Origin of the sequence: Bacillus sp. B19-2 (assembly GCF_022832475.1) — a bacterium.
Taxonomy (GTDB): domain Bacteria; phylum Bacillota; class Bacilli; order Bacillales; family Bacillaceae; genus Bacillus; species Bacillus paralicheniformis.
Map to the genome: position 1 here is coordinate 1,143,025 of NZ_JALHKQ010000001.1, position 12,480 is coordinate 1,155,504.

The 12,480-nt window shown below is 46.9% G+C and carries 11 protein-coding genes; 1 reads left to right on the top strand and 10 read right to left on the bottom strand.

Going from position 1 to position 12,480, the window contains the following annotated elements; all coding sequences use genetic code 11:
• Positions 1–306 precede the first annotated feature (306 nt).
• The 3 genes from MST20_RS05835 to MST20_RS05845 all read right to left on the bottom strand — a co-directional run bounded on the left by MST20_RS05835 (position 307) and on the right by MST20_RS05845 (position 3,150).
• Entirely contained in the window at positions 307–984 is a 678-nt protein-coding gene (locus MST20_RS05835) for a DUF421 domain-containing protein (protein ID WP_243940725.1), read from the bottom strand.
• 301 nt (positions 985–1,285) lie between these two features.
• Positions 1,286–2,425, bottom strand: coding sequence for an inorganic phosphate transporter (locus MST20_RS05840; RefSeq protein ID WP_279599912.1), 1,140 nt, complete (start codon positions 2,423–2,425; stop codon positions 1,286–1,288).
• 14 nt (positions 2,426–2,439) lie between these two features.
• A complete protein-coding gene (locus MST20_RS05845) occupies positions 2,440–3,150 on the bottom strand; it encodes a phosphoadenylyl-sulfate reductase (RefSeq protein ID WP_243940727.1) in 711 nt (236 codons plus the stop codon).
• Positions 3,151–3,758: 608 nt separating this feature from the next.
• Here MST20_RS05845 and MST20_RS05850 point away from each other — a divergent pair.
• Positions 3,759–4,523: a phosphosulfolactate synthase gene (locus MST20_RS05850; protein ID WP_020451713.1), complete on the top strand. Its 765-nt coding sequence runs from the start codon at positions 3,759–3,761 to the stop codon at positions 4,521–4,523.
• Between the two features lie 18 nt (positions 4,524–4,541).
• Here MST20_RS05850 and MST20_RS05855 read toward each other — a convergent pair whose 3' ends face one another.
• The 7 genes from MST20_RS05855 to gltD all read right to left on the bottom strand — a co-directional run bounded on the left by MST20_RS05855 (position 4,542) and on the right by gltD (position 12,469).
• Positions 4,542–5,165, bottom strand: a complete 624-nt coding sequence (locus MST20_RS05855; protein ID WP_145652444.1) for a YitT family protein — start codon at positions 5,163–5,165, stop codon at positions 4,542–4,544.
• Positions 5,166–5,255: 90 nt separating this feature from the next.
• Entirely contained in the window at positions 5,256–6,362 is a 1,107-nt protein-coding gene (locus tag MST20_RS05860) for a mandelate racemase/muconate lactonizing enzyme family protein (RefSeq protein WP_243940729.1), read from the bottom strand.
• A gap of 16 nt (positions 6,363–6,378) precedes the next feature.
• Complete coding sequence (locus MST20_RS05865) at positions 6,379–7,620, bottom strand: MFS transporter (protein ID WP_377903995.1); 1,242 nt, start codon at positions 7,618–7,620, stop codon at positions 6,379–6,381.
• Positions 7,621–7,684: 64 nt separating this feature from the next.
• Positions 7,685–8,692: a glycosyltransferase family 2 protein gene (locus MST20_RS05870; protein ID WP_243940732.1), complete on the bottom strand. Its 1,008-nt coding sequence runs from the start codon at positions 8,690–8,692 to the stop codon at positions 7,685–7,687.
• Positions 8,693–8,714: 22 nt separating this feature from the next.
• Complete coding sequence (locus MST20_RS05875) at positions 8,715–10,415, bottom strand: DUF6044 family protein (protein WP_243941177.1); 1,701 nt, start codon at positions 10,413–10,415, stop codon at positions 8,715–8,717.
• Between the two features lie 139 nt (positions 10,416–10,554).
• On the bottom strand, positions 10,555–10,755 hold the full coding sequence (locus tag MST20_RS05880; RefSeq protein ID WP_243940734.1) for a hypothetical protein: 201 nt from the start codon (positions 10,753–10,755) through the stop codon (positions 10,555–10,557).
• 232 nt (positions 10,756–10,987) lie between these two features.
• Positions 10,988–12,469: a glutamate synthase small subunit gene (gene gltD, locus MST20_RS05885; protein ID WP_243940736.1), complete on the bottom strand. Its 1,482-nt coding sequence runs from the start codon at positions 12,467–12,469 to the stop codon at positions 10,988–10,990.
• Positions 12,470–12,480: the final 11 nt, after the last annotated feature.

Genomic DNA, 12,480 nt, shown 5'->3' on the forward strand with positions numbered 1-12,480 from the left:
GAACACGGTTAGTATATTAACACTTTAGATATTTATGTCAAGTTTGCGTGTTTTGATTGGACGGCGCAGGTCATGTGAAAAATGGAGATTTTTGAAGAAAAAAGAAGGCTGAAAGTAGATTTTTCAGCTTCAATTGCACTTTTTGTCGTTTGTCTTTCCTCCATTTGAAGGCCGTTTGAATGATTTAACGGAATTTTTTAGAGATTGGCAGCCTTTCGGACCGGTAAAAAAGTATGATCCTTTAGCCGTGTGAGCGCAAATAGAAAAGGGCGGGCTCGAAGCTTGTCGAACCCGCGCTTGCCAATATCAATATGTTGTAACGTAAAGCTGCCCTTCATCGCCGCGCCATTCCGCATAAAGCACCTCTTGATACTGTGTAATGCCTTGACTTGATAATTGATTTTGCAGCCAAAGCTCATCAAAGCCGGCTTCATGCAGATTGTTCTTTTCGAGCTCGCCGTCGAGGATTACCGGCACCGGGAGCTGAACCGGTTTGTAAGGGATGTTTAAGTCTTCTTTTGTCGGCATCCCGTATTTGTGTTTTGGGAGGACGCTGATCGAACCGTCTGTTTCAAGGATGGCATATTGGATCTCGTTTAAGGAAAAACAGCCTTTTTCACGTGCCAATGTCTGCAGCTGGTTCAGGTCCAATTTATTTTTTTTGAGGGCGCTGTAATCGATTTTTCCTTTATTGATCACAATGCTTGGCCTGCCCTCGAGAAAACCTCTGATGTTTTGCACTTTTTGTGATAATACTTCTATTGAATAGATTAGAATGGCCCAAACGAGGATGGCGAAAAGGACTTTCCAGATGGTGACATCCTGATCGAAAATCGCGTTTCCAACCATCTCCCCCAATATTAAAGCGGAAATAAAATCAAACGGCGTAATTTGGGCAAATTGGGTTTTTCCCAGAATTTTCGTCATCAGAAATAAAGCTGCAAACCCTATCGTCAGTTCGATTACCAAGTGTACATATTCCATCAAGGTTCCCTCCCGAATCTCTCTCTTCATTGTTAACAATCGGGATGCAGTTTAAACCAGAGGAATACTTTTCCTGAGAAATAGGATCATCTGCTGCGCCGCGCCTTCTGCCCATCCATTGTATTCTTCAAAAAATAGCGGCGTCGTGCCAAACTCTTCTTGGATCAAACGGTTGCTCTTGGCTTCTCGCGATCATCAGGCAATGAACCAGATCAAGCTGAACGGCCGCCTTTTTTCAATCCGGCTGATTCCGGGCAGTTCGGGAACGCTTAGTCCCGATCATCCTAAACAGGCGGCCCGGTTAACTAAAGTCCCTCCATGCGGCAGGCTCTCTTTTACGCCCTCTTCCTCCAACGATCGACTTTATATGATCCCTGTTTCTTCGGACATCTGATTGTTTCTGCCTGGCATGTTTCATAAGGCTTACAGATCCAAGAGTGGCAAGAAAAACACATAAAACAACTGCCACTGAATATAAATCAAAATCGAGAAAGATTTTCACGAGACTATACGAAATGACAAGTGAAAAAACCGGTGAAACAACCCATACTTTCATTAACTTCAAAATCACGCTTTTACGAAAAATTGCCCTTCCCTTTTCAGAAAGGCCAATCCCGATGATGCTGCAAGTCGTAATCTGGGTTTGCGGCACGGGAATGCCGAATAGCGAAGCGCCGATGACCAGGGACGCACCGAGTCCGGAAACACATGACCCTTGCAAAAGCGAAAACTCGGTAATTTTTTTCCCATTAGTTTCAATGACTCTGCTTCCAAGGCAAATGGCTCCGATAGCTACGAACAGCCCCCCAAGAAACGTTCCGCTGCTGACTGACAAGAGGCCTGCTCCAACGAGAGGTCCGACGGAATTGGCGACATTGTTCATTCCCGCCGAAAAGGCTTCTAAAAACCCTGTTAAAATCACTAGTGCAGTGAGCAGCCGCGCCCATTTTTGCTGTTTGAGCCACCGCAGCCTCTTCTCGGCTTTTTTCAGCATTTGTCCAATGAAAAAAGCGAGAAAAAAAGCGGCAATCGGAATGATCAGCCAATACATGACGATCACCAACAGCTTATCGGTAAATACCGCTTGAAACGCGACGCCGACCCCGACAATCGAGCCGACCGTCACCTCGCTGGTTGAAAGGGGAATCCCCGCGATGTTTGCAATAAACAGCGAAATCGCAGATGCTCCGAGGATAATCACGACAATATGCACATTGAGAATAGACGCGGGGATAATGCCTGAACCGATTGTTTTCACAACCTCTCCTCCGCCTATCATGGCGCCTAGAAATACACCGATTCCGCTGATCCACAAGGCCGCCTGCCTTTTCCGGACGGCGCCTGCGCCATACGCTATTCCCATTGAAGCTGCTGCTCCGCTCGCTCCTATGTTCATGGCAAAAAACAAAGCGATAATGAATGCCAAAATGGTAATCGTCATCTTTTACCCAGCTCCTACCGGAATTGATGCAGCCCGCATTCTGTTTTTTCCTGACGGGCCCACCTTCCCGCTCTTAAATTGCCGCCGTCTGCCACGGGAGACGTACACACCTCACAGCCGATGCTCGGATAATCTTGATCATGAAGTTTGTGATACGTCAGCTGATTCAGCTTAATGTAAGTCCAGACATCTTCCCATGTCCAGTGAATAAGGGGGCAGATTTTAATCAGTTTAAAATTGTCGTCTTTGTTGATATAACGGACATGTTTCCGTGTTTCCGACTGCTCCCGCCTCAGCCCGGTCATCCATGCCTCCATCCCTGACAGATGCTCTCTGAGCGGCTCGATTTTGCGAAGGCGGCAGCAATGGTCCGGATGGCGTTTCCAAAGTTCGCTGCCATAGCGTTTTTCCTGCTCTTCAAGCGAGAGGCCGGGTTTTAAAAAGCGAATCGACAGACCCGGATAGCGATCTTTCACTTTATTGATAAGTTCATATGTTTCCGGAAAATGCAGTCCTGTATCTAAAAACACGATGTCCGCTTCTTTCACAACTTTTGAAATCAAGTCGATCAAAACGATTCCTTCCGCGCCGAAACTGCAGGCATAAACGATTTTTTGATATGTGCTGTACGCCCATTTCAAAACGTCCATCTCGCCGCTGAAGGTATCCATCACCTCTTCAGAAGCTTTTTCATTCCATGTGTGATACGTTAAAACATCGTTCATCGATTTTCCCCCAATACGTCCTAAAGGTTTTCTTACCCCCTGATACGAAACATGAACTGAAAGAACATATAGGCAGATTATTCACTTTTCAAACGAAATGTGATCTGGAAATTGTTATGATTTCAGCAATTTTGTGAATATCTGAAAGACCCGGCGCGCCAAATTGAAATAACCGATTCATATCAGTCAATCCTTACATCTGTCTTGCGGCACTAAAAATAAAAACGGACGGTGAGAGATCCGGATTTGATATACTGATATATTTTCTAATGTGAAGTAAGGGCTTCGCGAATCTGTCGCGGGCCTTCTTTTTACGTCAGTTTTCATTGTGAAGAACTGGTGAGGAACCATATGAAAGGACGGCGAATATACTTACTTTGACTTCACAAAATGGATAGATACCTAGTTGAGAAGCAAGTCAGGCGATAAGAGGCTAACATGCTGCCTAATGGGGAGGTGGACGAAGATCACTCCTTGCCGAACGGCAACACATGAATGGGAGAAACGATAAACGGGAAAAGGTGAATTCTTATTGTGACAGCTGGATAATGGCCGACAGACATTTACCTAAAAGGATGAAAGATACAGCAGATTGTGAGGGGTAATCAATGATTTCTTCTGAACTGATACTGCCCGACAGGCAGCTTAAACCAAGATTGAAAGGGATCACCATCCTGATTGATAACGGGGTTCCCTTGAACTTTTTTAAAGATACGATTCACGGAGCGGCAGATTATATAGATTTTGTGAAATTTGGATGGGGAACGTCTTTAATTACGAAATATTTGGTTGAGAAAATCGATTGTCTGAAGCAAAATGACGTTCAATTCTTTTTTGGCGGAACATTGTTTGAGAAGTTTTTAAGCCAGGATAAAATTGAAGATTACTATCGCTACTGCAAATTATATGGATGTCGTTATGTGGAAATATCAAACGGAACGGTCCGTCTCTCTAATAAAGATAAAGCAAGCTTTATTTCCGATTTTTCGAAAGAGTTTCACGTGTTCAGCGAAGTCGGCAGCAAAGACAGCGCCCTCAGCAGTGAGCTGGAGTCAGCCGAATGGATCGATTACATCCTCGAAGATCTTGAAGCCGGGGCCGAGAAAGTGATCACGGAAACGAGGGAAAGCGGCACGAGCGGGCTGTGCAAAAGCGATGGAGAAATGCGGTCCCAGCTTATTGAGGAGATTCTTCATTCCGGCATCGCTTCAAGGGATTTAATTTTTGAAGCGCCGACGAAACAGCTGCAGACGTGTTTCATTGAAAAAATCGGTCCTGACGCCAATTTGGCTAATATACCGTTTCAGGATGCCATTCCGCTTGAAACGCTGAGACTGGGACTTCGATCAGATACATTTTATTTATATGATTAGGGTCGTTTGAAGAGCGGCCTATTTTTTATTGCGGAGACTGGCGATAGGCATCAATAACGGACGGAAGCGAATCTGATAAATCGCATCGATGATCCTCGTCGAAATCCACTGACAGATTAGAGCTTGGATAACGATTCCCCAGGCGATGACAGACGCCGTCAAAAGGAAGATGAATGCGTTCATCATAAACAGCGCAGTTCCCGGTTTTCCGCCGCGGTAAATCGATATCATTAAAGCCAGGGCACCAAAACCGCCGTTCGAAATATTGTATTTATATAGCAGTCCAACCCCCGTCCCCAAAAGGACGGATCCGTAAAATAAATCCAGCCAGATATTGTTCGTCGTCATGAAGGGCATGCAGGATTCGAAGATCTGCACCGAAACGGACGTCATGGTAATCGCCCCCATCGTCCCGAAGACCGTCACGGGTTCAAGCCATTTAACGGCCGTCAAAAGCAGCGAAAAGTTGACAGCCCAGACGGTTAATCCGTGCGGAACCTGAAACCAAAAATTGAGCAAAACAGCGATGCCGGCTGCGCCTCCTGAAGGAATATGGTTCGGAAACAAAAACAGCGCCATGCCGAGTCCCTGTAACACGCTGCCCAACACGATAGCATGTACGATTTTGAGCTTTCTTCCCATACGGATATAATCTCCTTTAAAGAAACTTGTCCTCTTCCTACTATATGTAAGGGGAAATGAAAAATATCACATTTTTTCGAGTTGGCGCTATCATATGTAAGACGAGCCGTCCCATCCATACGCTTCTACGAGCTCTGTATCGATTTCGATTTTGTCCGGGACTTGAATGCAGCCGTTTTTTATGCTGACAGGCACGAGTTGTGTGAACGGATTCTCCATCGCATCCCATTCGAGCGGTTCGATATCTTCTCCGTCCATTTTGGTCCAAGGCGGCAGACAGGCTTGTCCGAAAACGGCGTACATTCTTGAAAGTCCGCCGTCATAGCTGTGGGGAGAAACCCTTTTTCCGAAATGCCTGGCAAGCTGCAGAACGGTTTGAAAATCGTCTGTGTCGTTACAGTGCATAACATCGGGCTGAGCAATATCGATTGCGTTCTCCAAAAAAATCGGCAAAAACGGTTTTGCGCCTTTTACATTTTCTCCTCCGGCAATCGGAACAGAAAGCGCTGAACGCAGCATCCGGTATTCAGCGGGGACGTCAAACGGCATGGGCTCTTCAAACCAAAGCACGTTGCCCCAGGCGGAAAACCACGTTTCCCACTTCCGTGCGGCGGCCTGGTCGTAACTCTGGTTTGCATCGAGGATCAGTCCGGTGTTTTGCCCTGCCATCTCCTGGAATGCCTGAATATGCGCCAAATCTTCGGAAAACACCTTGCCTCCCGCTTTCAGCTTAACGGTTTTAAATCCGGACCGCACAGCCTTTTCGACGAGCCGGAGGGAATGGCGGCTCCAATCGGGCCTGTCTGAATACGATTGGAATGACGCATAGACCGGGATCTGCTCCCTCAGTTTTCCTCCCCATAATTCACATACCGAAAGGCCTGCTTTTTTCGCCGTGATGTCCGTTAAAGCCATGCTTACAGCAGCGGCGGCCCGTTGATGCCACTTTTTGATGATGGTGACAAGCTCCGTGCGATTGCCCGCTTCTTTTCCAATTAAGTAAGGAATGATCCGTTTTTTAAAGCCTGCATCCAATGCAGGCAGCCAATCCGCGCATTCTCCCCATCCCGACAGGCCTGAAGCTGTCGTGATCCGAATCAGGTAGCACGTTCTGTAGCTTTTCAATCCGTTCGCATCGCCGTAAGGAGAGGAAAGCTTGTGGAACAGCGGAAATGTGTCAACCTTTTCTATGCGCATGTTTTTTCCTCCCCTTCTATCTTGCGTCAGCAGGCTGCAGCCCTTTCTCCCCTTTTTTGGTGTCTTCCTTTTTGACGTGAATCATCGTCAGCACCAGCACACCGACGACTAATGTCAGGCCAGCAATCGACATAAACATGCCGAGTTTCGACCATTCCATCAACCTCCCGAAAATCGGCGGACCGATCGCGACGCCTAAAAATCTGACCGATCCGTACAGCGAGGTCACAAAGCCGCGCCTCTCTTTTCCGACAGCCCCGGTTATGAAGCTGTTGACACACGGCAGAACAAAGCCTGTACCGATGCTGCTGATGACAAGGATCGAAATAAAAGGAATGAGCGCGGAGAAAAAAGACAGTGTGCCGTAGGAAATCGTAATCAGAGCAAGACCGATGACCATCATTTTTTTCATCAGCCGCTGGTTTTGTCCAATTTTACTGCCTGTTATATATGATGTTGTACACATCACAAGCAGAGGGATCGCCAAGATCAGACCTTTCTTTACGCCGTCTGTATGAAATTCTTTTTCCAAAACATCAGATAAGTAAAAGAGGATGCCAAACAGAGTAAACAAACAGACGGCTCCTGCGAGATATGCGGTGAAAAGCCATCTGCCCTCATGTTTAAAAACGCTTGTCAGCCCTTTCACATATTTTCCGAGAGGCGGCGGCTCTTTTTTCTTGTCTTTTTCTTTGATAAAAATCCAAGTCAAAATGATCGGTGCAATACAGAAAGCCGGAAATGCAAAAAACACCCAAAACCAAGCGATCAATGCAATCAATGATCCTAAAATCGGAGACAGCACTTTTCCGAAGCCGTTCGAGGCTTCAACGAGACCGAGCACCCGGCTTTCTTCAGACCCTTTAAAAAGGTCTCCTGTCAGCGCCATTGCGATCGGCGCTGTACCGGCTGCCCCAAGCCCCTGCAGTCCTCTCCCGAAAAGCACCCACGGGAAGGCGTTCGCAAAGGTCGTCGATGCAAATCCTGCAAGAATCCCGCCGGCCCCGTAAAGGAACAAGCACGGAATAATCACCACTTTCCTTGAGAAGCGGTCCGCCAAGTAACCCAGCAGCGGAATAAAGAGCGCTGCAGTGATCGAAAACACGGTAATGACAAGGCTGACTTGAAATTGCGACAAATTAAGTTCAGATTTCATCTTCGGCAAAATCGGAATCAGCATCGAATTTCCCAACGTCATGATCAATGGGATCGACCCGATAGCGACAACCGTCATGCCAGAGGTTTGTTTTTCTGCCATAAGTTTGTACATCCTTCCTTATTCATAATGAACTGTAAAGTTAGGTAATCCGTTTGGCCCGTCATTAACTGAGCTTCGTTCCGGGCCGTTTTTCAGGTTCGCGCCGGCCGAGCCGTTCCGTATACAAATCGATATCCACCGCATACCTCGGCCTTCTTTTCACTTCGGTGAAAATCGTTCCGATATATTCGCCGATAATGCCGATCCCCATCAATTGCAAACCGCCCAAAAACCATATCGAAATGATCAACGAAGCCCAGCCTGCATTCGTGTAGCCGAGTATCTTTTGAATCATGGCATATATACCTGCGATACAGCTTAGGAAAAATAAGAAGAAGCCAATCAGGGTAAAAAAACGAATCGGAGCGACACTGAATGACGTAATCCCGTGAAAAGCGAAAGACAGCATTTTTTTCAGCGGGTATTTCGTTTCTCCAGCCAGCCGCTCTTTACGGTCATAGTAAACTTTGGCCGACCGAAGGCCGATCAAAGGCACGAGACCGCGCAGGAAAACATTTGCTTCTGCATAGCGGCTGAGCTCTTCAAGCGCCCGTTTATTCAAAAGCCGAAAGTCGGCATGGTTATCGACCAGCTGGATGCCGAGCTTATTCATGATCCGGTAGAACCATGCGGCTGTCGTTCGTTTAAACCATGTATCCGTTTTCCGGCTGCGGCGTACGCCGTAGACGATTTCATAGCCTTCATGATATTTTTCGATAAACCGGCGAATCGCCGAAATGTCATCCTGAAGGTCGGCATCGATTGAAATAACGCAATCCGATCTTTGCTTCGCTTTATCGAGTCCGGCTAAGAGAGCTTTTTGATGCCCCGAATTACGGGCCAGCTTCAAGCCTGTCACATAGCGGTTTTTTGTGCTTTCCATAGCAATCAGCGGCCATGTGCGGTCCGTCGATCCGTCATCGACAAATAAAAGCTTGCTCTCTGCAGAGATCAGTTTGTCTGCTGTGAGATCATCCAATACCGCAGTCAGCTGTTTTGCGGTTTCGGCAAACACGTCCTCTTCGTTATAGCAGGGTATGACGATTGTCAGCAAAGGCTGTTGAAGATTCAATTTGCTTCCTCCTTATCGATGCTTATTTCGCTTCATATACATAGATGTTCCAAGCGGACTGCGGGTGGCTGAACCGCTTTAAAAACGCCAGCTTGTTTTGTTCTGCATTCATAATCGGAACCGAAGAAAAAATATAGCGCCCCCCCATTTTTTTGAACGCTTCAGTGTTCAATTCGAGGTTCGTGATTTTTTTCTTCGTGTTCTTTTTGAACGCGTAATGTTTTCCGAGCTCGTCAACAAACAAGTAGCAGCGGCTCCCCCACTCATCGAAATAGCGCTTCAGGACCGGATTTTTATCAAGCTCTTTGGCGATGATTTTCCGGAATTGATACTTGTATTTCAGCGGATAAATATTGGCATACGTATCAAGTGTATAAAAACCGTTATACTGCGCAATCGCGGGATGCAGGCCGATGCTCGCCACCCGGTAGGAATCGGGAGAACGGCCGATGAACCGTTTGATCTGTTTGAACTGATCTGATGCATAAAATTCCCGAAAGGTCGGGGCGTGGTGGTATGCGCCGTAAGTCAGCTCTTCATGAAACGGTATAAGCACGAGCAGCTGGGCGACCAGCGCGGCATGGACGAAGCGCCGCCATCGCTTCCCCATTTTCCACAATATGTAGCATGCAACGGCAAAGCATGCGTATATCACAAGAGGACGCAAAAAGTGAAAACGCGCGAAATTGAATGCCGAAAGCAGACTGATCTTTTCCTTGGGAAGCGCCCACAGCTTGTTGAACCAGAGGGCATACCATAAAGAAAGCGCATAATTTAAAATGAATAAAAAGATGAACAGCTTTTCTTCGCTTGGCCGCTTTTTTCGTTGTCTCGCAACGACGAGCCCGAAAGTGAGCACAATCAAAGGCAGTATCACTGCCGTATGGACGGTCATAACATGATTGTGGCCGAGCACGAAATTTTTAAATGACAGCCGAAACGAATGAAGGATGTCATGCCTGGATGAAATAAATTCAACCCGATGCATCGTTTCGCCTGAAGCGAAAACCGAATAAACAAGCCGGTATTCTATCGCCAGAAAAATGCCTGTCATGAGAGCGATGCTTCCGAGAAAGCGAAGGTTAAAGCTCCGCTTTGTAATCAAATCATAAAGCCAAATCAGCGAAACGGCCGCCAGGAAAAAGAAGAAACCGAGCACAAAGCTTGAGTAAAGCGGCAAAAGCGCAAGGGTCGCCCATTCTTTCCATGAGTCTCTTCCTGCCCTGATGTTTAAAAACGCCCATAAAGCGAAAGGATGGCCAAGCGTGCTGAGCATTCCCGAAGGCCAAAAAGGTGTCAGGGCAAAAGCAAGCGATACCGCGATTCTGATGAAATACGCTTTTTCATCGCGAATCACATGGCTTTTCAGCAGCAGATACATCCCGACAAAGGCAAACACCCTCGTGATCGTTTGGCTTATAGCGTATGCGGTCATCGAGGGAAACAGGGCATGAAGCCAGACAATGCCGCTCCATTCCGTTCCGTAAGCATCCCGCGGCAGTCCGTTGATGATTTGCGGAATAACGGCTTTAACACCGCCGAGCAGTTGACCGCTTTCCGCCAGCACCTTATACCATGCAATGTTGGAATCCAGGTTGTCATGCACGCGGATATGAGCGTCTTCATTTAATATGTAAAGCGGAAGGACATAGAGAAGAATGACACTGAATGCGAAAATCAAATATCGCTTTTCCTTGCTGGTCTTTTTGACGAATAACGACACGAATACCACATCCAATTTTGTTCTCTTTTGGAAATATAGAGCTTTTATCATATCGCTGTTATTATTCGTGGAAGCGTTTTGAAAAATTCATCAAAATGAAAAAAGCTGTCTGTTTCACCAGACAGCTTCGCTTTACCCATTACCAAGGGTACGGGTAGTAAGGGTAGTATGGATAAAAAGGAAAGAACGGATAGAAGAATGGATACGGATAAAACGGCGGTCTCGGTCTAGGGCGCGGTCTTGGCCGCGGATAGGGGTAGCCGCCATAGCCGCCATAAGTATAAGGCTGCTGTCTATCCGCATCCGTCCAGTCATCTTGATATTGATAAGTTTCTTCCACTGTTATAGCCTCCTTTATTGTGTTGCATAATTTAGGTTATGTTATATACCATGAAATGGAGTACGTACACAATTTTTTATCATTGCCTTTGTATAACTTCGAACAAATAACGATATGGCAAGTCGAATCAGCAGGTGAAAACTGTGAATCAAACAAAAAAACAGCCTGCCCTGTCAACCTAAAGAAGGTCGCAGGACAGGCTTTATTTATATGATGTGAATACCCCTTTGTTTTACGGCAGTACAGAACTCCCCATTAAATATTTGTCAACTTCACGGGCGACTTCGCGTCCCTCGTGAATCGCCCAAACGATCAGACTTTGTCCTCTTCTCGCATCCCCTGCTGCGAAGACTCCATCGACATTCGTTTTATATTCCCCGTATGCTGCGTCAACTTTATTTCTCACCGTATTTACCCCGAATTGCTCAAGCAGCGGCTGTTCCGTTCCTTCAAAGCCGATGGCGATAAAGACATATTGAGCAGGCCATACTTTTTCCGTTCCCGGAATTTCGTGAAACTCAAATTTTCCTTGATCATTCTTTACTTTTTTCATTTGAATCGTATGCAGTTCTTTCAAATGGCCGTTTTTGTCTGCGACAAGCTTTTTCGTTTGGATCGAATATTGTCTCGGATCGCTGCCGAATGCTGCTTGCGCCTCTTCATAAGCATAGTCCAGTGAATGGACATGCGGCAGTTCCGGCCACATATTTTCGGCGGTTCTTGTATCGGGCAGCTTCGGATGTTTGCCGAACTGGACGACGCTTCGCGCTTTTTGGCGCAAGGCCGTTGCCACACAGTCTGCCCCGGTGTCTCCCCCGCCGATGACGATGACATCTTTATTTTTCGTATTGATAAACTGTTTATCTTTAAAATTCGAATCGAGCATGCTTTTAATAGTGCCTGTTAAATAGTCCATGGCAAAGTGGACACCTTTTGCTTCCCGGCCTTCAATCAAGAGATCGCGCTGTTTTTGGGCCCCTGTGCAAAGGATAACCGCATCGTACTGTTCTTTTAGCTCGTCGGCTGTAATATCTTTGCCGATTTCCGTATTGGTGACAAAGTCAATGCCTTCCTGCGTCAATAGTTTGATGCGGCGTTCGACAACGCTTTTTTCAAGCTTCATGCTTGGAATACCGTACATTAACAGGCCGCCCGGGCGGTCGCTGCGCTCATAAACAGTGACCGAATGCCCCGCTTGATTCAATTGATCGGCGCTTGCCAGACCGGCAGGCCCTGAGCCGACGATCGCGATTTTCTTGCCGCTCCGTTTTTTCGGAATCCGCGGCTGAATCCATCCGTTTTCAAATCCTTTGTCAATAATCGTCCGTTCGATCCCTTTGATGGATACGGCCGGGTCGGAAATCGCCACTGTACAAGAGCCCTCACAAGGAGCCGGACAGACCCGCCCCGTAAATTCAGGGAAGTTGTTTGTCTTCAGAAGGCGGTCAAGCGCTTCTTTCCACCTTCCCTTGTAAACGAGGTCGTTCCATTCAGGAATTAAATTGTGAATCGGACATCCTGACGTATAACCTCCTATATCCATGCCGATTTGGCAAAAGGGGGTGCCGCAGTCCATGCAGCGCGCTCCCTGTCTTTTCGATGCTTCCTCAGAAAATGGAGACGAATATTCGTTCCAGTCATTTATCCGTGTGAGAGGATCGCGTTCAGCAGGCTTTTCCCGCTTGAATTCCATAAATCCTGTTGCTTTGCCCATTTTCCCCTCCC